This is a genomic window from Allobosea sp. 2RAB26, assembly GCF_052115465.1.
In the GTDB taxonomy this organism is placed as follows: domain Bacteria; phylum Pseudomonadota; class Alphaproteobacteria; order Rhizobiales; family Beijerinckiaceae; genus Allobosea.
In genome coordinates this window covers 159,017-181,649 of the sequence record NZ_JBFRGS010000008.1, presented here as the reverse complement: position 1 = coordinate 181,649, position 22,633 = coordinate 159,017, and the positions used below count along the sequence as shown (strand labels likewise).

Sequence of the window (22,633 nt, the reverse complement as noted above, 5' to 3'; positions counted from 1 at the left end):
GACCCTAGACCCCTTGGGATATATCATGCGGCCCTGATGCCTTCCTCGAACTCCTCGGGAATGGCGCCATGGCGGGCGAGAACCTCTATCGAGCTGAGTTCGCTGGTCTCGTCATCTGCCACGACATGGATGACGGCGACGCCTTCCGCCCGCCCCGCGAGCCGCTCCGCATCGCGCAGGGCATGGTGCTTGGTCTTGGCGGGCGTCTTGTTGCCCGGCACCAGCCGTTTCCGGCGGGTGACGAATTCCTGGATGATGAAGGTGTCGACATTCATGGCGTGAATCTCCGCGGTCTTCGATTGTTCTAGTTATGTTCTCGAGCGAGTGCGAGTCAAAATCTCGGCGGCCATGCGTGTCTGCGATACGCTCACCTGGCCGTGATCGATGGAGTCTCGGAGGGCGCCCCTGCGGCCTGCGGCTAGAGCGCGGCGAGCCCGTGCGTCGGCGAGGATGGAGTGTCCGGTGTCGGGCATTTTTGAACCGGCGCCAGGATCATGCGTTTAGCCTCGACCTCAACAGAGTGCTGATCATGATCCGTACGACTTTCCGTAGCCTGATTGCGCTGGCGCTGCTCTCGGGGGCGGCGTCCAGCCAGACTGCTCCGGCAGAAAATCCGTCCTCACCCGAGATCGTCGCCTGCAAGGCCACGGCGCTCCATACGATCTCGGCGCGGGAGCCAGAGATCAAGGACATCTATATCGACGAGGACGGGGCGACGATCGCCACCTCCGAAACCAAGGTGGGGGATACGCCGATCACACGCATCATCATGGGCGAAGCCTATTTGCGCACCGATCGCACGGACAAACCGCGGCGGTTCCTGTGCCTGATCGGGGAAAAGGGCAAGGTCCTGCTGACCTTCTTCACGCAGCGCTGACGACTTGGGGGCCGATCTTTCGAGGCCCCGCAGCGCAAGCATCTGGGCCATGGGGCCGGAGCCGGACACGCCGGGGACGACCGCTCATAGGCGCCGATTATGCCCGCTGCGCCGAATGGTGCAGCGGGCTCGTTCTGGTTCTGCGGCCGGAAAACGCGACGCGGCCATGGCGCAAGCGATGGGGGAAGGTCTCGAGGTGGATGAATACGCTCAGGCTGGGCGACGACGATCCGGCGGCAGCAGAACGTCACAGGGAAACGCTGTTCCGGACCCATCGCTTCACAAACCCCGGGAAGGTCCGCTCCGCGATCGCGCCGTCAGAACGTGCGTTCCTCCATCAGCTTCACTGAATCGGGAGCAGGCTTATAATGCCAAGTTGCTATGGAGGATGTTGTCGTGGGGGTAGACATCGTGCGGCTCGCCTGTTGTTCCATGCATCCAGCGAGCGGCAGTAAGACAAGAGCAGCCAGTGAAAGACGAAGTACATAGGTCATCACTACACCTCATCGTGAAAGGTGAGACGATATTGCCCCCTCAACCTCGGCAATAACCGCAATATACGACGCATTGTCGCAGCCAGAGATCACAGCGCAGTCGAGCGTCATCACGTCATCGCGACTGTCGCCGGGCGCTTATCTGATGGCAGAACGCCGTGGAAACGGAGCGCGCTCATCGCGCATCGGCCATTGGAACCAAATCGTTCGCGGCGCGTAGTTCAGGACGAGTTAGTGACCCCAAACTTGGCCCGGCTCTCCTAAAGGGGGCCGGGTTTTTGTTATCTGGATCGGAGCAGGCGAGGCATCGGCAGGCCTCGGCTCAGGGGCAAGCAGTCCAGGGGGCATCTGCGAGCCGCCGGTCAGGGGGCCAGGAGCGCGACCACAATCCAGGCCAATACTGCCAGGACGAGCCCTGCGATCAGAACCTTCAGGACCGGGCGGCCAAGGAAACCCTGCCGTGCTTCGACGGGCGTTTCCTGTGCGGGATGGGCGGCCGAGTGATCGTCGGCGCGCACAGGAGAGATCGGGTCGCCGCCCCGCGTCGCCGATTGCCGTTCGGCCCTGCGTTCAGTCTCCGTTTCCATGGCGTTTTCCTCCGCACGGTTTCAAGCTCGCGGCTATCCGCGAATGACGCAACAACGGTGCGGCCGGACGTCAGGTTCCGCCGCGCGGCTGATCCGGACCACAGGAAACGGGTGGCTGCACCCCGCGGCCAATCGCTAATTCGCCTTGACGACACCGACAGGGGAGCGAGCTGTGGAACTGGAAGACAAGGCGATCATCATCACGGGTGCGAGCAGCGGAATCGGCGCTGCGGCGGCTCTATTGTTCGCAGCCGAAGGAGCCAGGCTGGTTCTCGGAGCCCGCCGTGGTGCCGAGATGGAAACCTTGGCTGCGCAGATCCGGAAGAACCATGGCCGGGCCGTGTGTCTGGCCGGCGACGTCAGGGATGAGGACTATGCCAGCGCGCTCGTCGCCCTGGCCCTCAAGGAATTCGGTCACCTCGACGGCGCCTTCAACAATGCCGGCATCGTCGGCGACATGATGCCGGTCGCCGAGATGGGGATGGCCAACTGGAACGATGTCATCGCGGTCAATCTGACGAGCGCGTTCCTGGCAGCGAAAGCCCAGATCCCGGTCATGAAGGAGAGCGGGCAGGGCTCGATCGTCTTCACATCCTCCTTCGTCGGCTTCAGCAATGGCGGGCTGCCGGGAATGGCGGCCTATGCCGCGTCCAAGGCGGGCATGATCGGCCTGATGCAGTCGCTGGCCTCCGAGCATGCCGCGGACGGCATCCGCGTCAATGCGCTCCTGCCGGGCGGCACCATCACGCCAAGCGGTGGCGAGGGACAGCCGGCCGTCCTGGATTTCGTCGCCAACCTGCACCCGATGAAGCGCATGGCGAGTTCAGAGGAGATCGCGCAGGCGGCCCTGTTCCTGTTGTCCGACAGGTCCAGCTTCGTGACGGGAAGCCCGATGCTCGTGGATGGCGGCATTTCCGTGCGGCTGGCCTGATACCGGCGCTGAAGCGAGCCGCCAGATCAGGATTGGCGGGCGACGATCGGAAGTACCTTCGATCGAGCGCCTCGCCATATCCCGCGGGGACCGGGAGGAGCGACACGGTTTGGGAACGTATGCGTCTCGCTGGCGTTACCTCGTCGTCTATCGGCTTCATCAACGGCAGAGGCATGGCAATGCGAGAGCACACAACCCCGGCGGTCGAAAGTCTCCGGAAGGAGCAGAAGCAGCAGCGAAAGACCGAGCGTGAAAGCACGCCGGAACAGCAGCTCGACAAGGCGCTGAAGGATACGTTCCCCGCAAGCGACCCGGTCGCCGCGCAGAGCCCGGCCAAGCCTGGGGCGCCTGGGAAGAGGCGGCAGTAGGATGAACGTCACCGGCTGGCTCCGCCCACGCGGAACCAACTCCAAAGGTCGCGTGAGCGGACATGAAGGGCGCACGTCCTCTCTCGCGGCGAACATAATGTGCCGCGTTGGCAAGCCAACGCGCGGTGTCTCCGTCGAGCGCCGGAAGTGCACGGTCCGCGCTCGGCCGCGTAGCGTCGCCGACGCACTGTTCAGCGCCGCGGCCGCTTGCTCCGCAATCGAGGCCGCCTCCGCCGGCCGCTGAATCCGTTCATCACAAGCAAGATCATCGAAATCAGCATGGTCAATCGCAGGCCCGGCGCATCATGCTCCAGATCCTGCTTGCGATCGGCGGCGGCCGTGTGACCAAAGGTCGGATCAATCGCGGCGCACCCGAGGCGATTATGGGAGCTCTCTATGCCTCCGTCGGCTACCAGATCGGCCTGAATGGCCGCTCGCATGCCTATGACGGCAGGCTGGGGATCAAAATCTGGTAAAGCAACCTGTACCCTAAAGGCCCGCAGAGATTCACGCAGCCATCGACATCACTGGGTCGGGCTTCCGAGCTCCAGCCGGGCTTGATGCCCGTAGCGATTCTCAATCTCGATCAAGGCGAAGAGTGGCAAAGCTAGACCCTTTACTGAGGCTCCTGCGCAGTCGCGCAGATTGCCCAACGACCGACGGCGCCGTAGCGGCAGTATCGGTGACATATTTCACACATATGGCCGGCTAATGGGCCACAAGCTTCCGGTCCGTCTTGCGTGCGTCCGGACCGGCTGTATGCCTGTAGCCTCGCACGGCTCCAACGGCACGCCCGATGCTCTTCAATTCTACCGAGTTCATCTTCGTCTTTCTTCCGCTTGCGGTGCTTCTGCACTTCGCATTGGCGCGCGTGAGCGCCGCGGCCGCGATCATCGGCACGACGCTGTCGTCGCTCGTCTTCTATGCATGGTGGAACCCGCCTTATGTGCTCTTGCCCGTGGCGTCGATCGTCGCGAATTTCTGGTTCGCACGGCTGATCGCAGCCGCGAAGAAGCCGGCGGCGAAGCGACTCCTGGTCTTCGGAATCGTCAGCAACATCCTCGTGCTATGCTATTGGAAATACGCTGATTTCCTTCTCTCGATCGTTCATTCCTACAAAGCCGCGCCCCCCGTCGTTCCGCTCGCCTTGTCGTTCACGACATTCGTGCAGATCGCCTTTCTGGTCGACGTCTACCGCCGCAAAGTTCCGCTTCATTTCAGCCGCTACGCGTTCTTTGTCGCCTTCTTCCCGCATCTGATCGCGGGACCCATCGTGCGCTGGAACAGCTTCGGCCGGCAGCTCGGCGATGATGCGCGCTTCCGGTTGGATTGGTCGAACGTTGCCCTTGGGCTGACGATTTTCATCATCGGCCTCGCCAAGAAGGTGCTGATCGCCGATTCGCTTTCGCCGCATGTCGGCACGGTCTTCGACGCTGCGGCGAGGGGCGACCCGGTTACCGCCATCGCCGCATGGGGCGGTGCCCTGGCCTTCTCGGCCCAGATCTACTTCGACTTTTCCGGCTATTCCGAGATGGCGATCGGCCTCGGGCTGTTGTTCAATTTCCGGCTGCCCGTGAATTTTGCCGCACCATTGCGCGCAACCAGCATCCTGGACTTCTGGCGGCGGTGGCACATCACGCTGTCGCAGTGGCTGCGGGACTATGTCTACGGGCCGCTGACCTTCGGCCGGCCGATGGGGTGGTGGCGCGCCATCGCAGTGATGATCACGATGACCCTGGCCGGTCTCTGGCACGGAGCCGGGTGGACGTTCGTGGTATGGGGCGCCTATCACGGCTGCCTTCTCACCATCAACACGATCTGGCAGCGGATCGTGCCCGAGCGGGATGAGCCGACACAGGCGGGCCGGTTCGTCGGATGGGCGCTGACCTTCACGGCCTTCGTGGTGGGCTCTGTCCTGTTTCGCTCTGCGGATATCGAGACGTCGGGGCATCTCTTCGCCGCCATGGGAGGCATGGGTCAATCCCCGGTCGCGGAGGCGCTCACGCTGCAGCACGACTGGTGGGCGATACGCCAGGGCTGGATCTCGGAGGCCTTCATCCGCACCTGGCTCGGCAGCACCTGGTCGCTCACCGGGACTGCGCTGACTCTGCTGGCGCTGGCGATTGCCCTTCTCCTGCCGGACCCGATGGAGATCACCGGTTATCGCGAAGGCGATGCTCAGTCGAACTGGCGAAGACATGTCGGCGCGCTAGCCTGGCGCCCCTCGCTCATCGCCCTCGGCACGGCCTTCCTGCTCTTCGGCGAAGTGTTCTTCCGGCTCGGGCAGGTGAGCGAGTTCCTCTATTACCAATTCTGACGATCAGTCTGGGAGCGTGGCGTTTGATGGCAACTGACAAGGGCGAAGCAGAAATCACCGCGTGGTGCGTCGCGCATCTCGCCAAGGGGCTGCGACGCCCTGCGGAAAAGATCGATCCGCAGGCCAAGTTCACGCGCCTGGGCGTCGATTCCGCGATGGCGGTTTACCTGGTGGCCGAGCTCGAGGAATGGCTTGGGCGCGAACTCGCCCCTGAACTGGCCTTCGAATACCCCAGCATCGCAGCGCTTGCCCGTCACCTCGCGGGAGCGCAGGATTGAACCAGATTCTGACAATTCAGGAGAGCCCGGCGGCCCTCGAGGCCGGCTACAGCTCGATGGTCGAGCTGCTACGTGCGCGCGCTGCGGAGCAGCCGAACGAGCGCGCCTATGCCTTCCTGTCGGATCGCGGCGGCGAGGAGGCCTCGCTCACCTTCTCGGAGCTCGAGCGCCGCGCCCGTGCGCTTGCGGCGGAGCTGGTAGGGCGCGGTCTCTCCGGCGAGCGAGCGCTCCTGATGTTCCCGCCTGGGCTCGATTTCCTCGTCGCCTTCTTCGGCTGCCTGATTGCCGGCACGATCGCTGTACCGATGATGCCGCCACGGCGCCTGGGCGCGCGCAATTCGAGCGCCAGCATCGTCGCCGACTGCACGCCGCGTATCGCATTGACGAGTCCGGCACTGCAGGCGACTCGCGGCGACCTCTCGGAGCGTCTCCAGGCCCCCGCGCTCGATTTCATGGCCGTCGACGCCACGAAGGAGGCCCAGGCGCCGGCGGGAAGCATGTTCCCGGAGCCCGGCCTGCAGGACCTGGCTTTCCTGCAATATACCTCGGGCTCGACGTCGGATCCCAAGGGCGTGATGGTGAGCCATGGCAACCTTCTCGCCAATAGCGAGATGATCCGGCTCGTATACGGCAACACCCGCGCGACGACCTATGTGAGCTGGGTGCCGCTCTATCACGACATGGGGCTCATCCTGAACGTGCTGCAGACGCTCTATGTCGGCTCGCTTTGCGTACTCATGGCCCCCGTCAGCTTTATGCAGCGCCCCCTGAACTGGCTGCGCGCGATCAGCGACTACCGCGCCGAGTTCGCGACGGCGCCGAACTTTGCCTTCGATCTCTGCGTCGATCGCTTCCGCCCCGACCAGATGGCGGGAATCGATCTGTCCCACTGGAAAATTGCGCTCAACGGCGCCGAGCCGGTGCGCGCGGAAACGATGGAGCGCTTCACCAAGACCTTCGCGCCCTATGGCTTCGCGCCGGACGCATGTTCGCCGGCCTACGGGCTCGCGGAGGCGACGCTTCTCGCCTCCGGCGGCGGACGGGGGCGGGGGCTCGTAAAACGTCGGATAAGCCGGGAGGCGCTGCAACGCCTTCGCGCGGCCGCGCCGACGAGCGAAGACGACGCGCAGTTCGGCGCAGGCTGCGGCAAGGCCCTCGTCGGCGAAAGGCTCGCGATCGTCGATCCGGAGACATGCCGACGCCTTCAAACCGGTCATGCCGGCGAGATCTGGATTTCCGGTCCGAATGTCACCCAGGGCTATTGGCAAAACGCCAAGGCCACCGCCGCGACCTTCTGGCCGCGGATCGAAGGGGAAGCCGCGGAGCGCTGGCTTCGTACCGGCGATCTCGGGTTCCTCGATGACACCGGCGAGCTCTTCATCACCGGGCGCATCAAGGACGTGATCATCATTCGCGGCATCAACCATTATCCGCAGGACCTCGAGGACACCGTTCAGGCGAGCCACCCGGCCTTGCGGAGGCATGGCGGCGCCGCCTTCTCGATCCTGGACGAGGATGGCGAGGGCCGTCTTGTCGTGGTGCAGGAAATCGAGCGGACGCAGATGCGCCACGTCTCCATCGATGACATCGAGGACACGATCCGCGAGGCGATCGCCACCGAGCACGAGCTTGCCATCCACGATGTCGTACTGATCCGCCCCGGCAACCTGCCGAAGACGACGAGCGGCAAGATCCAGCGCGGCCTTGCCCGCAGCCTTTTCCTCGACGGACGCCTTGCCGAACTCCAGCCAGGTTTGCCCGATGCTCTGGCGTAAGAAGAAGCCGGTTTCCGCTGCGTCCGGGATGAACCCTCGGACCTATGCGCTGGCCCTTATCCTGGGCGCTGCGGCGCTCTTTGCCAGCGTGGTCGTCGCGAATGTCGTGATCGATCCGCAGGGCGTGTTCGGCACAAACGTCCTTCCGCGTACGCCCAACCTCAATTACCACTACCGTAATCTCGCGGCCTATGACGCTGCGCCGGACAGTTTCGAGGGCGTGCTGTTCGGCTCCTCTCGCGCCCAGGCCACTGCGCCAGCGGAGCTGTCCCGCCGCTTGGACGGGGTGAATTTCGCCAGTTTCTGGGCCACACGCGGCATGCTGCCGGACTTCCTGCCCGCGCTCGAATACGTCCTCGCCGACAAGGTGAAACGAGGGCAGCACTTGCGCACGGTGTTCCTGCTCCTCGATATCGATACCTTCGGAGATCCCCCGGCGACAAACCGCTACATCGAGACCTTGCTGCCTCAGGCCCTGAGCGGCGAAAGCGGCGTGTATTTCTGGTGGCGCAATCTGACGGCCATGCAGGTCCGGAGCTGGCAGCGTATCCTGCGCGAGGCCCGCGCCGCGATCGAGGAGAGGGATCGCAAGAGCCCTTCGGTCGTCGACAAGGTGAAACTGGCATTCGTCCGTTTGGCATCGTTGAGCAGCTTGGCCGGGCGTGGCTCGCAGGCCGGAAGCGACTACAACAGGCCGTTCGCGCAGCGCGCGTATTTCGCAGACCAGCTGCAGATCCTGCAGCGTATCGCCACGCTGTCTCGACAGAACGGCACCAGGCTCATTGTGGCCGTCAGCCCGCTCCACCGTGCCGTCGAGAGCCGCTATTTGCCGAAGGATCTCGCGCAAGCGCTTGATCAGGTTGCGCGTGTCACGCCGCTCTGGGACTTCACGGGCGCCGACTGGCTCTCGGACGATCCGAACTATTGGATGGGCGACCAGGCTCACTATTCCGCTGAGGTCGGCCGCATGATGCTGGCCCGCATTTTCGGCGAGCCGATGCCGCCCAACTGGGAACGATTCGGCCGGTTGAGGGGAGCGGAGGGCGCCGTCGCTTCAGAGGTCGATGCGCGGCGCTGAAGTGCGCCGCCGCTTGATTCTCTTCCCGCCGCGCTCGATCAATTTCCAGATCAGAACAGCATAGCGTCAGAGCTCGGCAGTTCCCTCGCGAGCCGCAACTGACGCTTGGCCCACGTGCTGGAAATGCCAGAATCGCGCTGGTATAGCCCGAATGTGCCCGAGCAGATACGGCGCCGCGGCATCTTAATGCCGTTCGCCAACTCAATGTTTCCATGAGGTTTTATGGTCGGAGCGAGAGGATTCGAACCTCCGACCCCTTGTCCCCCAGACAAGTGCGCTAACCGGGCTGCGCTACGCTCCGACAGGGCGGCTTATAGAGGGGTGGGCGCGCGGATGCAACGCGCTTCGGCATACTCTCCGCAGGGTTTTTCAGAAGCGCTGCATCGCCGCCATGCCGCGCTGCCATATCTCGCGCCAAGCCTTGGTTCGGGGCGCGAAGGGACCACGTCCACCTGCGCTTTCGGCGTGCACCGGGAACAAGCGCCAAGGGGCTCCATGGCAGGCGCCGGCTGGACGCATACGCTTGGGCGATAGCCTTCCGGCTTCGAAACCGTCGGCATTAACTGCATGTTAAGCAAAACATTGCGGAGAGAGCCGTTCGTCCACATCCTCCCTCCCGGATGATCGGTGGAGAGTGGCATGACCGCGACGATTGCGTTGGGTGCGGAGGGAACAGCCGCAAGGGCGAAACGGAATCAGGACCGCGCTCTCGAAACCTTCTTCGCCGAGCTGCAGCCCGATTGGCATTCGCGCTGGGCCTGGAAGAACTACGAGCGGACGATTCTCGCCCTGACCCGACAGTTCGGCTTGAGGCGGATCTGCGAGATCGGTGGTGGCCGCGACCCGCTGTTCTCTGCCGCCGAAGCCGCCAGCCATGGTCTGGACCTTGTCGTCAATGATATCGACGCGAGCGAGTTGGCCTTGTCGGCGCCCGGCCTGCGGACGGCGCGTTTCGACATTGCTGGCGATCTGTCCGAACCTGATGTCGAACGCGGCAGCTACGACCTGATGGTCTCGCGCATGGTCTTCGAGCATATCCGGGATGTCGAGCGGGCCTGGACGAACATCCATGCGCTGCTGGCGCCAGGCGGAATGGCGCTGGCCTTCTTCCCGACGCTCTGGGCGCCGGTCTTCGCGCTGAACCACATCCTGCCGGAGGCCGCCTCGCGCGCCATCTTGCACGCGCTGTTTCCGGCACGTCGGCAGGACGGCGGCGATCCCAAATTCCCGGCCTATTACGACTGGTGCCGCGGCAGCCGCGCGCAGCTGACGCCGATGCTCAACCGGGCCGGATTCCGCGATGTTCACGTCCAGCGCTTCTGGGGGCATGGCTATTTCGAGCGCTTGCCGGGGCTGCGGGAGATCGACCACGCCTTCAACCTGCTGGCTGCGAAAACTGGCTGGGACCTGGTGACGACCTACGACTACGTGCTGGTCCGCAAGGCGCCGGTCTAGGACACCGACCTGAAAAATGGATTGCGGTCTTGGGGAAGGCCGATGCGGACACAGAAGGGCAGGTCAGTGAACCGGAGACGATATCCAGTCCGATGACCTATGCCCGACCAGCGGGCAATCGTCCGCCCGGGATTTGACCGGCAGCGTCGCCCGGCTTGAGCGCTGCCAGGCCCCAGACCAGCCCGAGCAGCAGGTAGAAGTGCCGCCAGTGGTCCGTGTCGATCTGGACACCCTGCAGGATGGTGATGAACAGCACCGACCACAGCACGATCGCGTGGTTCTGCCAGGGCGAGCGGTTGAAGACGAGACGCCAGCCGACATAGCAGGTGGTGACCATCAAGCCGAGATAGGCGATGCCGCCGAGCCAGCCATAGGAGGCGAACGCATTGATGTAGACGTTGTGCGGATCTTCCGGGAAATGCCAACGGAAGCGCAACGGGCCAAGCCCGTTGGGCGCATCGAGGAGGAGCGGGAGCGAGCGCAGCTGGCTGCCGAATCGGCCGGTTACGCCCTGGTCGTAGCTCTGGTTGAGGCTGGCGCGAATCTCGAAGATGTCGCGGATGCTCTCGAACGAGAGCGCGATCAGCAATGCGACAAGGATGCCCCCAAGCGCAGTGAGGGTGAGCATCACGATCCGGGCGCGGCGCGCACCGTTGGGGGCAGTCAGGAACATCAGCCCGACCATCATCAGGGCCGAGCCGGCCAGATTGCCCCAGGCCCCGCGCGAGAAGGCCAGCAGCACGGCCATCAGCGGCACGCTCATCACCAGGAAGCCGCGTATCAGGCCCAGGCGCCCAATCAGGATATGCTGCAGCGCGTAGACGATAGGAACCACGAGGAAGGGCCCCAGCACGTTGGGATCCTTGAACGTGCCGGAGGCGCGGCCGGCATAGGAGAAGACGTCGGAAAGGCCGGCAATGTCGAAATAGCCGAGGATGCCGGCAAAGCTCGCGCACCAGGCGGCGAAGAGATAGCCCTTGCGCAGGGTTTCCAGCCGGCCGAGCGGGTCCTCCGCCATGATGGCTGCGAAGAAGATCGCGGTGATCATCAGGTAGACCGAGACGGCTGTGAAGCGCACGGAGGCCGGCTCGTCCATCCAGGGAATTAGCGAGAAGATGCCGCCGATATTGTAGAGCAGCAGCAGCACGACCATCGGCAGCAGCTTTTGCGAGAAGCGGATGCCTGTCAGCGCGAAGACGAACAGCGTGAGCAGGAAGAAGAATTCATAGGGTGACGGCTCGATCAGCGCGAAGCCGCTGGAGGCGGTCAGCAGCCAGAGCGTGCCTCGCTTGATCGAGGCCAAGGACACCCTCAGGCCGCCGCGGCCGCCTTCATGTCCGGCGCGGTCGGCGAGCGCGCTCAATAGGCGTTCTCGGACTTGGTCAGCAGCGAGATCGGCGTCTTGTACAGAATGTAGAGATCGAGCATCACGGACCAGTTTTCGATGTAGTACAGGTCGTGCTCGACGCGGCGCTGGATCTTGTCCTCGGTGTCGGTCTCCCCGCGCCAGCCATGGATCTGAGCCCAGCCGGTGATGCCCGGCTTGACCCTGTGGCGGGCGAAATAGCCGTCGACCACCTGCTCATAGGCGCGGTTGTCGGCCTTGCCGTGGACGACATGCGGGCGGGGTCCGACCAGCGAGAGATTGCCCTTGAACACCACGTTGAAGAGCTGCGGCAACTCGTCGATCGAAGTTTTGCGGATGAACCGGCCGACGCGGGTGACGCGCGGATCATCCTTGGTCACCAGCTTGCTGGCGGTAACATCCTGCATCTCGTGATAGAGCGAGCGGAACTTGAAGACTTCGATCTGTTCGTTGTTGAAGCCGTAGCGCTTCTGCCGGAACAGGACCGGCCCCTTCGAGTCGAGCTTCACCGCGATCGCCGTGATCAGCAGAACCGGCGAGAGGGCGATCAGGGCAAGGGTGCCGACGATCTTGTCGAACAGCCATTTCACCACGATGTCCCAGTCCGCGATCGGCCGGTCGAACACATCGAGCACCGGCACCGCGCCGATATAGGAATAGGAGCGCGGCCGCAGCCGCAGCTTCGACATATGGGCGGAGAGACGGATGTCGATCGGCAGAACCCAGAGCTTGCGCAGCATCTGCAGGATGCGTCCCTCCGCCGAGATCGGCAGGGTGAAGATCACCAGGTCGAGCTTGGTGCGGCGGGCGAACTCGACAAGGTCGTCGATCGTGCCGAGCTTTGGATAGCCGGCGACGAGATCGGGCGAGCGATCGTCGTTGCGATCGTCGAAGACGCCGCAAATCTGCAGTCCGGAGTCCTTTTCCGCTTCGAGCGCCTTGATCAACGCTTCGCCCGCAGCGCCGCCGCCGACGATAGCCGTGCGCCGCTCGAGCCGTCCCGTGCGTGTCAGCCGGCGCACGGCCATCGTCACGAGAAGGCGCTCGCCGAGCAGGGCTGCGAGACCGCCGCCATAGAAGCCAGCCAGCCAGACCCGGGAAAACTGGCTTCCGACCTTCATGAAGAAGAAGGCGGCGAGTGCTATCAGGAACAGCATGGTCCAGCCCGCGACGAGCCGGGCGGCCGTCGGGACGAAATGGCGCAAAGCTCCGATATGGTAGAGATGCAGCGCCTGGAAGGCGGCGAGCGCGCCGACGCTCACCAGGAGAACGGTGATCTGATAGAGAAGGGTGCTGCTGGTGGTGCCCGCGACATAGAACCAGTAGACCAGCCCTGCCACGCTGACGATGGCCAGAACGTCGAACAGGCGCACCAGGCCTTCGATCAGGACCGGGGAGAGTGTCGGTTTGACCGGCATCGCCGCGATGCGTTCGGCCAGGGGATGGAAAGCGCGGGTCGAACCCGTCTTGCTCCCGCCGGCTGGATCTGATGCTCCGGCCGCGTCGGCCTGGATCAGGTCACGCACATCGAAAGTGCCCATCACACGCTACCTCTACTCAGACCGGAGCAATACTCACCTCCCGGTCCCGGCTTGCGATTAGCTCAAAATGCTCTCGGAAGGCTTAATCCGATGCTTCGCTGTCTTGTGGCCAGCAAGGCGACTCTACGGCATTCCGGACCATCTCGAACGGTCCAGTTTATCCCCCTGCAAGCGGCGTCTCAAACCCGATGCAAAGAAAGTTGATTTTCTCTCGTCCGGCCAAGGAATTAGCTCACTCCCATTTTTTCCGATTTTGTATCGAAAAGCAGTCGTTTCTGGCTCATAAAGTTGATGTTGGTTGACAAAAAGCATTAAAACGGGCATATCCATTCGCGATGAGTGTCTGAGAAGCACATTTCTGAGCGATGCCCGCGGTTGCCAATTCAGGCAATTGGGCAAGTCGCTGTGCAACCCCAGAAGTTCAATCTTCCAGGGCTTCGTCTTCGAAACTCGTTCGTAAAAACTCTAACTTTGCTTAGCTGCCTAACGTCGCTTCCCGACGGTAAGCGCCGGCTTCGCCCGTGTGCATCATGTCTTTTCATTGGTTGGTTCTGCTCGCAGCGATTGCTGTCGAGATTGTCGCGACGGCCGCGTTGAAGTCGGTCGTCGCTGAGCCGTGGCTCATCACGGCTCTACCGCTCGTTCTGATCGGATTGTCCTTCGCGCTGCTCAGCGTGGCGCTGCGTGTCATCCCCATGGCGGTTGCCTATGCCGTCTGGGAGGGGCTCGGCATCGTCGGCATCGCCGCCGCGGGCCATCTTCTCTTCGGCGAGCATCTGACGCCTGAGCGCCTGCTGGCGCTTGCGGCCATCATCGCCGGTATCGTGCTGCTCGAGCGCGGCGTCGGGCACGGTGTCGAGGAGGGTAAGCAGGGGAGGCTGGCGTGACCATGCTTCTTCAGCCACAGTCGCTTGCCTTTGCCTGGCTTGGGCTTGCGGTCGTACTCGAAGTCCTCGGTACCTATCTGCTCAAGCTCTCCGACGGCATGAGGCGGCGATTGCTCGGTGCCGTCGGGATGGTCCTCGTCGTCGGCGCCTTCGCGGCCCTGGCACAGGCCATACGCGGCATGGACCTTTCGGTCGCCTACGCGGTCTGGGGCGGAGCGGGGCTGGTGATCACGGCCATCGTTGGAGCCCTTGCCTTCGGGCAGCGGATCTATCTGTCCGGCTGGGTCGGCATCGCGCTGGTCATCGCAGGCGTCGTCGGCCTGAAGTTCCTCTAAAACATCGCCCCGAAAAGTGGAATGCGGTTTTCGGGACAAAGCCGGTGCAAACACAAAGGGTTAGGTCACCGGACTGGATACGATTTCCTGTCCGGCGATCTAACGCGACAGTGTTTCATCACGCGTCGATACCGCGTCGCACCAGCGCGACGCGGTATGCTGCCAGTACGCCGTCGATCATCGCGTTGAGGCAGAAGTTCTGGCGGACATGTTGTGCCAGATCGGTCGCCTGTGCGCGTCGTTCGGGTTCGGGCATGGCCAGGATCGAACGAATGCTCCCGGCCAGGATTGCCGGGTCATCGGCCGGTATCAGGCGATGCGCGTGATCCGGGCCATAGATTTCCTTGATGCCGCCGACATTCGTCGAAATCAGCGGCTGGGCTGCTGCCGCCGCTTCAAGGATGACATAGGGCAGCGATTCCGCCCGCGACGGGATCACCATGACATGGGCCTGTGCCAGCGCGGCGCGAATCGGGCCGGGCGGCTCGAACACGCATTGACTGCCGATGCCGCGGTCGAACGTCATCTGCCGCAGCACGGCCTCGTCGGGGCCCGACCCCACGATCAGGATGCGCGGCTCGAGGCTGTCGCGGCGCTTCAACAAGGCGAGCGCATCGATCAGCGTATCGACCCCCTTCGCGGAGCGCAGCTCCCCGAGATAGACGAGGTCGAACCTTGCCTTGGCATGGTCGATCGGCTCGAACTCGGCTTCCGAAATGCCATTCAGGACAATCCGGTAATCGCTGCGCGGCTTGTGACCGATATAGGCTTCGAACCGCCCTGCGATGAAGGCGCTCTCGAAGCAGAACATGTCCGTCGCACGCTCCAGCAGCCGTTCGACCGACATATAGATGCGATGCTCGGCGCCGCCGGGCTTGTAGTTGAAGCTGCCGCCATGCGGCGTATAGGCCGTGATGTAGCGCCGCTGCGGTGAAACCAGCGCAGGCAGGCGCGCATAGACGCCGCCCTTCGAGCCATGAGCGTGCACGACGTCAGGGGAAAGGCGCGCCCGCGTCGCGTTGGCCGCCAGTTGCGCCTTGGCGTCCATGAGGCTCGGGTAGCGCGACATCGGCACGCGCGTGACGCCAAGCGCGAGATCCGGGCCAAACTCGGCGAAAACCTGGTCGGCACGCCCGCCGCCAGTATTCGAATCACAGAAGATGCCGACCTGATGCCCGCGCTCCACTTGCCCGCGAGCCAGATCGAGGACGTGGCGAAACAATCCGCCGAGCGGCGCCCGAAAGACGTGCAGGATGCGCAGCGGCTTCATGCCGGGGGCGTCCGCCATGGCCGTCACCTCGTTTGCGCTCAGAACCAGCGTTCCTTGATGACGATCGTGTCGCCCGGCTGCACCTGGTAGGTGATCGGCACCGTCCCGGTGACGAGTTGGCCGTCGATCTGGCGCGTGACCTCGGCATAGTTGCGCTGGCCGCGCGGGGTGAAGCCGCCTGCAATGGCGACCGCGGTCTGCACCGTCATGCCGTTCACGAAGGGGAACTGGCCGGAATTGGTGACTTCGCCCAGGACGAAGAACGGGCGGTAGGTATCCACCTCGACCGAAACCTTGGGTTCGCGCAAGAAACCGACGCGTAGCTTGCCTTCGATCGCCTGCTCGAGTTGCCTGGTCGTGCGGCCCTGGGCCTCGACGGGGCCGATCAGCGGCATCGAGATGCGCCCGGAACCGTCGACGGCGTAGATGTTCGACAGATTGTCCTGACCGAAGACGATGACCCGCAGCCGGTCGCCGCTGGCGAGCCGATAGGGCACATTGACGTCGACGACCGCGAGTTCCTGCGCTGCATAGCGCGGCGCGCAGGCGCTCGTCGCTAGTGCGACCGCCAGGGCCAGTGGGGCGAGTGATCGACTCATCGCATATTCAGTCCATCCAAATTCTGCCGTCACGTTAGGGTGGCTATGGTTAACAAAAGTTGAGCACGACCTCCCTCGCTGCCCCCCGCTCGCTGGAGACGCCGCCACCTCTTAACTCGCCAATAACCTTAATCAGCTTTGATTGACCCTGCGTCCTGCGCTGGGCGCGCGAGTTTTGCGTGAATGGGTGAGTCATGACCTCTCGATCCGATGACGGAATGCGGGATGCCGGCGAGAGCCGCGGCGACATGCTCGATCTTTCCGCGCTCTGGGCCGCCATCAAGCGGCGCAAGCTCTGGGTGCTCGGCCCCACAGTGCTGGCGCTCGGCCTCTCCTTCGTCGCCGTCAATCTGGTCACGCCGCGCTACACGGGCGAGGCGCGGCTCCTGCTCGAGAATCGGGACAGCTTCTATACCCGTCCGGGGCAGGGCGGGGCTGAAGCCACAAGCCAGCAATTCGACAGCGAGGGCGTGCAGAGCCAGGTCCAGGTCATCATGTCGCGTGATCTCGCCCGCGAGGCGATCAAGCGCATCGGACTCGTCGGCAATCCCGAATTCGATTCCGGCGCCGGCGCGCTGAGTGCACTGAAGCGGCTCGGCGTGCTGGTCGGGCTGGGAGCGCATCCGGCCGATCGCTCGCCCGAAGAACGCGTGCTCGATCAATTCTACGACCGCCTGCTGGTCTTCCCGGTCGGCCGGTCCCGCATCGTCGCGATCGAGTTCACGTCGCGCGATCCGGCGCTGGCGGCGCGCGGAGCCAACGAGATCGCCAACATCTATCTCGAGATGCTGGAGGCCGCGAAGCAGGACACCGCGCGCAGCGCTTCGTCCTGGCTCTCGACCACGATCGAGCCGCTGCGCAAGCGCGTTGCCGAGGCGGAGGGCAAGGTCGAGGACTTCCGCTCGCGCAACGGACTGCTCGTCGGAACGAACAACACCACCATCACCGCACAGCAATTGGCGGACCTCTCGACCCAGCTTTCCAATGCCCGCAGTCAACAGGCCGAGGCCCAGGCCAAGGCCAGCGTCATTCGCGATGCGATGAAGAGCGGGCGGACCTTCGAGATTCCGGACGTTGCCAATAACGAACTGGTCCGCCGCCTGATCGAGCAGCGCGTCAATCTGCGTGCCCAGATCGCGCTGGAATCGCGCTCGCTTCTGCCAGGGCATCCGCGCATCAAGGAGCTCAGTGCCCAGCTCGCCGATCTGGAGGGTCAGATCCGCGCGGCCGCCGAGCGCACGGTTCGCACCCTGGAGAACGAGGCACGCATCTCCGGCCAGCGCGTCGACAGTTTCACGGCCGCCCTTGAGGGGCAGAAGAAGAATGTCTCGAGCGCCAACGACAAGGAAGTGCAGCTGCGCGCGCTGGAGCGCGAGGCACGCACCCTGCGCGATCAGCTCGAGCAATATATGCAGCGCTATCGCGAGGCTGTAGCGCGCGACACCCAGAACGCCAGCCCGGCCGATGCACGCATCATTTCGCGCGCCGTCGAACCCACCGAGCCGTCCTTCCCGAAGAAGATCCCGATCATCCTCGTTGCGACGCTCGCGACCTTCCTCGTCGCGCTCGCCATGGTGGTCTCGCGTGAGCTCCTCAACGGCACTGCGGGGTCATCGCCCGGCTCCAATGGCCCGCGGCGTGCGCCGGGCTGGGTCGGCGGCGGCGGGGCTGGGGCCGCGCAATATCCGTCCGACGGAGACGAGCGCCGCGAGCGCGTTGCGGGGCTGCTGACCCATACCGGCCGGGTGGGCCGGGTTCCCCTGGCCGCGGCCGATCCCGAAGGGGCTCTTACGGCGCTTTCCGAGCGGATTGCGGCGCCTCCCGCCGAGATGGCGCCGCTGGCCGTGCTGCTCGACGGGGCCGGTCCCGAGGCGATGTCGGCACGCGATCTCGCGGAACTGCTGTCCCGCCACTCCCGTTGCGTGCTGGTCGACCTTGCAAGCGACGATGACGAACTGGATGAGCTGGGGTTCTCCGAGCTTCTTGCCGGCGAGGCCCAGTTCTCCGAGATCATCATGCGCGAACCGGGCTCGCGGCTGCATCGCATCAGCGCTGGACGCGCAGGGCGAAGGGCGGTTCTGGCCGCGCCTGATATCGTCGAGGTGGCGCTCGATGCGCTCTGCGAGACCTATGACTGGGTCCTGGTCTCGGCGACTTCGGGCGATGAGAGCGCCGTGCTCGCACCGCTGGTCGGACGTGCGCAAGGTGTCTTCGTCATGGCGGGCAGCATCGGCAACGGGCACGCCATGGAGGCCGCCTATCGGCTTGCCGATTTGACGACGGCGCCGGTTTCTCTCGTCGTCGACAAGCTCGAGGAGACGGCCGGCGTGCCGTTTTCCGTCCGCGAGCATGATGCGGCGATGGCCTGAGCCGAAGCGTATCCCGGGCGGGGGCGGCCGGGATCGTCAGGGCCCCGTGGCCCTGCACGCCCTGCGAGATGCGCAGATCCTGCGCATCTGATTTTGCGAGAGGCGTTTCCGCTCAGTCGTCGTCAGTGGCGAGTGTCCGCTTCCGGTTCAGCCAGCCCGAGGCGCGTTGCGCCAGCTTCAGTGCCACCGGAGAGCTCTTGATCCTGCGCTTCGCGGCACGTTTGGCCCGGCTGAACAGGACAAAGGCATGCCCCTTCGGCGTCAGCGGCAGGAACGTGTCGACGAGTTCGTCCCGGTCGTCGCATACCGTCGTCTTGTAGCGGGCTTCGCCGACGCCGAGGTCGAAGACCTCGATTCCGGCACGACATTTCAGCTTGATCAAGTCGACCAGCAGGATCTCGCCAGGGCTCGACTTGGCGAGGTCGCCGTCCATGTCGAAGGATGTGGCCATGCCTGAGAAACGCTGGCCTTGCACGGCGCCGACATAGGTTGCGACACAGCGGCCGTCGAGATCGAGCGAGTAGAGCTCGAGAACGGGCGTGTCAGTGCGGTCAGGGCTTGCTCCCTGGCGCAGGAAGTCACCCAGGGCGGGCTCCGCGAAGGGGTTTGGAACGCCCATGCTGGCAAACCGCGCCGCCTTCTGGCTCAGGAAAGCGGAAACGACCCGCTCGATATCCTCCTGGGTTTCGGCCTTGAGCAGGACTGAGCTGCCGAAGCTGGCGAAGCGGTTGCGCTTGTTCTTCAGCTTCTTGCGGGCATGCGAGCTCATCGAGCGCCGCAGCGAGCCTTCGCAGTCTCGTCCCTCCAGCGCGAGCTTGTAGGCTCCGCTCGGACTCGGCCCTGCCGCAAGCTGCGCGAGCGGGTTGGGAACGCCTTGCCAGTCCTTCGGCTGGTTGACGAAGATGAAGGCGTCGAGATCTCCAATGGCCGTGCCGATCTCGACAAGCAGGGCACGCGCCGCGGCCGTATCGAGGGCGACAGCGAAGGCCGGGGCATAGAGCCCCATGTGATAATTGGCGTGATTGCCGCCGATGAATTCGCCGTAGCGAACGCCGTTGCGCCGTGTCAGCGCCAGCGGCAGGATGGCCTGGGCGCGCCCGGCCGCGTCGCGCAGCGCGGCATATCGGAACTCCGTGCCGTGAGCTGCTCCGACCGTCTCGACGAAGGGTTTGATCCAGCCATAGGCCTGGTAGGGGGTTACCAGGGCCGCCGCTTCCAGGCTGCGCCACTCGGCTTCCAGGGCGGCAGGGCCGCTGCTGATCGTGATGCTGTGCCAGGGGCGCGCGCGCTCCCCCCTGCTCCTGACCGCTGTCAGGTTCAGGGCCGAGGCCGGAGTTCCGGCGCGTTCGGCAAGTGCAGACATCGTCTCTGGACCCTCGGATGGCGGCATTCCTCGCTGTCCTTAACCCGCTATTGTGAACGAACCTGCCAGGTTGGCTTCGACCAGCCGAAGCATCGGCGAACAATATTAGCGAGCGGTTGCTGCCCGGAGCCGGATGAGCCTGCGACACCAAGCCTTTTCCGCCGCATTCAAGGCGATTGCACTGACCGGCGCCGACCGATGGGCGAAGGACCTCGCTCAGGGCGCGGGCATGATTTTGACCCTGCATCATGTCCGGCCCTGGCGCGAGCGGGGCTTCGCCCCCAATCGTCTGCTGGAGATCACGCCTGAATTCCTCGACCTGACGCTGACACTGATAAAGGCTCAGGGCTATGACATCGTCTCGCTCGATGAAGCGGTGGCGCGGCTGCAGAGCCCGCTCTCCCAGCGATTCTTCGTGGCGCTGACCTTCGACGACGGCTATCGCGACAATCTCGATCATGCCTGGCCGGTCCTGGCCAAGCATGGCGTGCCCTGGACATTGTTCGTGACGACGGGCTTCGCCGAGCGCACCGCGCGGCTCTGGTGGCTGGAAATGGAGGAGGCGATCCGGGCGCTGCCGCGCTTCACCCTGGACTTGCCGGATGGCGGGTTCTCGGCCCGCACCGAATCTGATCGCGAGAAGCAGCGGACCTTCGAGACGCTCTACTGGCGTCTGCGCAAAGGGCCGGAAGCGATTCTGCTGTCAACGATTTCCGATCTTGCACGTCAGGCCGGCATCGATAGCGCAGCCCTGGTCGAGCGCGAATGCCTGCCCTGGGAGACACTGCGCTCGCTCGCCGGCGCGCCCGGCGTGACCATTGGCGCGCATACGCTGAGCCACCCCATGCTTGCCAAGCATCCCGAGGATTTTGCCCGGGTCGAGATCGTCGAGAGCAAGGCACGGCTCGAGCAGGAGCTCGGCCTGCCCATGCGCCATTTCGCCTATCCCGTTGGTGACCCGGGCTCCGCCGGCAAACGTGAATTCGCCCTTGCCAGGGCGGCTGGCTTCACCAGCGCGGTCACCACGCGGCCGGGCCATCTCTTCGATCGGCATGAGCAGCATCTGCATGCGCTGCCGCGTGTCTCGCTGAACGGCTATCACCAGAGCGAGGCAGCGCTGCGGGCGCTGCTGTCGGGACTGCCGTTCCTGCTCTGGAACAAGGGGCGGCGGCTGAATGTCGCCTAGATCCCATCGGACCGGATATCCGGTCCGATGATCCAGGCTTCCATGTTTGCAACGGCTTTTCCGAAGACCGTAATCCGATTTTCAGACGGATGTCAGCGTGGCCCGTCCTTCCGCTCCATCCACTTGATGAGCGGCAGCAGGGGCAGCACCCAGGCGAGGCCGAGCGCGATATAGGCGATGGTCTGCACCAGCTTGGGCGCGTCCGTGATCCGCCCCTGCGCCAGTGCCATGGCGACCAGCGCATAGACGCAGACGAAGATCAGGATCACCACGGTGCCGATCAGCTTGCGGTGGCTCTGGGTCATCTCTCGTCTCCATGCCGGCGCGGCTGCGGCATTGCGGGCGTTGTTCGCGTCTTCGCGCGGGTCTATCTGTCACCCCCAACGACGCTTGTGAAGCGCGACATTTGCGACCCGAGGTCCCCATCCCGTGACGATTGCTCTCGATCAGCCGCGTGGCGGCGCTGTCAGCTCCGCCAACCACGCAGGCATCCGCCGCTGGCTCTGGATCGTCGCGGCACTCGTCTTCGCGATGGTCGTGGTCGGCGGCGCGACCCGCCTGACCGGCTCAGGCCTCTCGATCACCGAATGGCGACCGGTCACCGGCGCGATCCCGCCGCTCTCCGACGCCGCCTGGGCGCTTGAATTCGAGAAGTATCGCGCCAGCCCGCAATACCAGCTGCTCAATGCCGGCATGGCGCTGTCGGAATTCAAGTTCATCTTCTGGTGGGAGTGGGGGCACCGTCAGCTCGGCCGCTTCATCGGCCTGGTCTATCTCCTCGGCTTCCTTGTCGTCGCCCTCCGCCGGCTCCTGCCCTGGCGCCAGAGCGCCGTGCTGTTCGGCATGGGGCTGCTGCTTGGCCTGCAGGGCACGATCGGCTGGATCATGGTCGCGTCGGGGCTCCAGCCAGGCATGATCGCGGTCGCCCCCGTCAAGCTGACGCTTCATCTCACCTTCGCCGGCCTGTTCTTCGCCGCCGTTGTCGCGTTCGCCACCTGGCTGACGCCGCTGCGGCGGGTCGAACAGGCGAGGGGCCGCCTGGCCGCCTGGGTGTTGCTGGTGCTCACCTTCGCCCAGATCGCGCTTGGCGGCCTCGTCGCCGGCTCCCGTGCGGGCTTCACCTTCAACACCTGGCCACTGATGGATGGGGGGCTGGCTCCGGCTTCGTCGACGCTGTTTGCGCAGACGCCGCTCTGGGAGAACTTTGTCGATAACGTCGCGTTGGTGCAGTTCAACCACCGCATCGGCGCCTATCTGCTGCTGGCGGCCGCGCTCTGGCATGCCGTTGCGATGCGCCGCGCGGCGCCTGGGTCGGGCAGCGCCAAGCGCGCAACGGCGATTGCGGGCCTCACCCTGGCACAGGCCGCGCTCGGCGTCGTTACGCTGCTGCTGGTGGTCCCGCTCTGGGCGGGGCTCGCCCATCAGGCGCTCGCCTTCATGGTGCTGGCGATGACAGTCGTACATGTCACGCGGAGCGGGGCCGGCACCGCGCATCCTGTCCGGGCCTGACGCCGCCTGAACGCTGTCCCCCGGACGGCAAAAGAAAGAGACCCGGGA

The 22,633-nt window shown here is 64.5% G+C and carries 22 protein-coding genes and 1 tRNA gene; 14 read left to right on the top strand and 9 right to left on the bottom strand.

Annotation, left to right across the window (positions count from 1 at the left end):
* Positions 1-23: 23 nt before the first annotated feature.
* Positions 24-275, bottom strand: a complete 252-nt coding sequence (locus AB4118_RS17670; RefSeq protein ID WP_069881075.1) for a hypothetical protein — start codon at positions 273-275, stop codon at positions 24-26.
* A gap of 254 nt (positions 276-529) precedes the next feature.
* Between AB4118_RS17670 and AB4118_RS17665 the strand changes: the two genes are divergently transcribed.
* On the top strand, positions 530-877 hold the full coding sequence (locus AB4118_RS17665) for a hypothetical protein (protein ID WP_441490956.1): 348 nt from the start codon (positions 530-532) through the stop codon (positions 875-877).
* A gap of 856 nt (positions 878-1,733) precedes the next feature.
* Here AB4118_RS17665 and AB4118_RS17660 read toward each other — a convergent pair.
* Positions 1,734-1,958, bottom strand: coding sequence for a hypothetical protein (locus AB4118_RS17660; RefSeq protein WP_441490955.1), 225 nt, complete (start codon positions 1,956-1,958; stop codon positions 1,734-1,736).
* Positions 1,959-2,130: 172 nt separating this feature from the next.
* Here AB4118_RS17660 and AB4118_RS17655 point away from each other — a divergent pair, with 172 nt between their 5' ends.
* The 7 genes from AB4118_RS17655 (at position 2,131) to AB4118_RS17625 (ending at position 8,705) form a co-directional block, all read left to right on the top strand.
* Positions 2,131-2,889 (top strand): SDR family oxidoreductase, encoded by a 759-nt coding sequence (locus tag AB4118_RS17655; protein WP_441490954.1) that lies wholly within the window; start codon positions 2,131-2,133, stop codon positions 2,887-2,889.
* A gap of 179 nt (positions 2,890-3,068) precedes the next feature.
* Positions 3,069-3,257, top strand: coding sequence for a hypothetical protein (locus AB4118_RS17650; protein WP_141740231.1), 189 nt, complete (start codon positions 3,069-3,071; stop codon positions 3,255-3,257).
* A gap of 305 nt (positions 3,258-3,562) precedes the next feature.
* Entirely contained in the window at positions 3,563-3,733 is a 171-nt protein-coding gene (locus AB4118_RS17645) for a hypothetical protein (RefSeq protein WP_441490953.1), read from the top strand.
* A 320-nt stretch (positions 3,734-4,053) separates the two neighbouring features.
* A complete protein-coding gene (locus AB4118_RS17640; protein ID WP_441490952.1) occupies positions 4,054-5,574 on the top strand; it encodes an MBOAT family O-acyltransferase in 1,521 nt (506 codons plus the stop codon).
* A gap of 26 nt (positions 5,575-5,600) precedes the next feature.
* The gene (locus tag AB4118_RS17635; RefSeq protein WP_441490951.1) at positions 5,601-5,852 is read left to right on the top strand and encodes an acyl carrier protein; all 252 of its coding nucleotides are present in this window, start codon (positions 5,601-5,603) and stop codon (positions 5,850-5,852) included.
* Complete coding sequence (locus tag AB4118_RS17630) at positions 5,849-7,627, top strand: fatty acyl-AMP ligase (RefSeq protein WP_441490950.1); 1,779 nt, start codon at positions 5,849-5,851, stop codon at positions 7,625-7,627. Before AB4118_RS17635 ends, AB4118_RS17630 begins: the two co-directional genes overlap by 4 nt.
* The gene (locus AB4118_RS17625; RefSeq protein WP_441490949.1) at positions 7,614-8,705 is read left to right on the top strand and encodes a hypothetical protein; all 1,092 of its coding nucleotides are present in this window, start codon (positions 7,614-7,616) and stop codon (positions 8,703-8,705) included. The genes AB4118_RS17630 and AB4118_RS17625 overlap by 14 nt, the downstream gene beginning before the upstream one ends.
* Before the next feature lie 223 nt (positions 8,706-8,928).
* Here the strand turns inward: AB4118_RS17625 and AB4118_RS17620 are convergent.
* Positions 8,929-9,006 (bottom strand) — tRNA-Pro (locus AB4118_RS17620).
* A gap of 338 nt (positions 9,007-9,344) precedes the next feature.
* Between AB4118_RS17620 and AB4118_RS17615 the strand changes: the two genes are divergently transcribed.
* On the top strand, positions 9,345-10,160 hold the full coding sequence (locus AB4118_RS17615) for a class I SAM-dependent methyltransferase (protein ID WP_441490948.1): 816 nt from the start codon (positions 9,345-9,347) through the stop codon (positions 10,158-10,160).
* A 97-nt stretch (positions 10,161-10,257) separates the two neighbouring features.
* Here the strand turns inward: AB4118_RS17615 and AB4118_RS17610 are convergent, their stop codons facing one another.
* Positions 10,258-11,523: an O-antigen ligase family protein gene (locus tag AB4118_RS17610; RefSeq protein WP_441490947.1), complete on the bottom strand. Its 1,266-nt coding sequence runs from the start codon at positions 11,521-11,523 to the stop codon at positions 10,258-10,260.
* A complete protein-coding gene (locus AB4118_RS17605) occupies positions 11,520-13,067 on the bottom strand; it encodes an undecaprenyl-phosphate glucose phosphotransferase (protein ID WP_441490946.1) in 1,548 nt (515 codons plus the stop codon). The genes AB4118_RS17610 and AB4118_RS17605 overlap by 4 nt, the downstream gene beginning before the upstream one ends.
* A gap of 530 nt (positions 13,068-13,597) precedes the next feature.
* Between AB4118_RS17605 and AB4118_RS17600 the strand changes: the two genes are divergently transcribed.
* Positions 13,598-13,954 carry a DMT family transporter gene (locus AB4118_RS17600; RefSeq protein WP_069881065.1) on the top strand — a complete coding sequence of 119 codons (357 nt, stop codon included), beginning with the start codon at positions 13,598-13,600 and terminating at the stop codon, positions 13,952-13,954.
* A 2-nt stretch (positions 13,955-13,956) separates the two neighbouring features.
* Positions 13,957-14,289: a multidrug/spermidine efflux SMR transporter subunit MdtI gene (mdtI, locus tag AB4118_RS17595; protein ID WP_441491072.1), complete on the top strand. Its 333-nt coding sequence runs from the start codon at positions 13,957-13,959 to the stop codon at positions 14,287-14,289.
* A gap of 118 nt (positions 14,290-14,407) precedes the next feature.
* On the opposite strand, the gene AB4118_RS17590 is transcribed toward mdtI, so the two are convergent.
* Both AB4118_RS17590 and AB4118_RS17585 read right to left on the bottom strand, forming a co-directional pair.
* Positions 14,408-15,577, bottom strand: coding sequence for a glycosyltransferase family 4 protein (locus tag AB4118_RS17590; protein WP_441490945.1), 1,170 nt, complete (start codon positions 15,575-15,577; stop codon positions 14,408-14,410).
* A 20-nt stretch (positions 15,578-15,597) separates the two neighbouring features.
* Positions 15,598-16,158, bottom strand: a complete 561-nt coding sequence (locus AB4118_RS17585) for a polysaccharide biosynthesis/export family protein (RefSeq protein ID WP_441490944.1) — start codon at positions 16,156-16,158, stop codon at positions 15,598-15,600.
* Positions 16,159-16,352: 194 nt separating this feature from the next.
* Between AB4118_RS17585 and AB4118_RS17580 the strand changes: the two genes are divergently transcribed.
* Entirely contained in the window at positions 16,353-18,527 is a 2,175-nt protein-coding gene (locus AB4118_RS17580) for a GumC family protein (protein WP_441490943.1), read from the top strand.
* Positions 18,528-18,639: 112 nt separating this feature from the next.
* Here AB4118_RS17580 and AB4118_RS17575 read toward each other — a convergent pair whose 3' ends face one another.
* Positions 18,640-19,917, bottom strand: coding sequence for a GNAT family N-acetyltransferase (locus AB4118_RS17575; RefSeq protein WP_441490942.1), 1,278 nt, complete (start codon positions 19,915-19,917; stop codon positions 18,640-18,642).
* 106 nt (positions 19,918-20,023) lie between these two features.
* Between AB4118_RS17575 and AB4118_RS17570 the strand changes: the two genes are divergently transcribed.
* Positions 20,024-21,076: a polysaccharide deacetylase family protein gene (locus AB4118_RS17570; protein ID WP_441490941.1), complete on the top strand. Its 1,053-nt coding sequence runs from the start codon at positions 20,024-20,026 to the stop codon at positions 21,074-21,076.
* 92 nt (positions 21,077-21,168) lie between these two features.
* Here AB4118_RS17570 and AB4118_RS17565 read toward each other — a convergent pair whose 3' ends face one another.
* Positions 21,169-21,381 carry a DUF2842 domain-containing protein gene (locus AB4118_RS17565; protein WP_069881058.1) on the bottom strand — a complete coding sequence of 71 codons (213 nt, stop codon included), beginning with the start codon at positions 21,379-21,381 and terminating at the stop codon, positions 21,169-21,171.
* A gap of 124 nt (positions 21,382-21,505) precedes the next feature.
* On the opposite strand from AB4118_RS17565, the gene AB4118_RS17560 reads away from it, so the two are divergent.
* The gene (locus AB4118_RS17560) at positions 21,506-22,585 is read left to right on the top strand and encodes a COX15/CtaA family protein (protein ID WP_441490940.1); all 1,080 of its coding nucleotides are present in this window, start codon (positions 21,506-21,508) and stop codon (positions 22,583-22,585) included.
* Positions 22,586-22,633 lie beyond the last annotated feature (48 nt).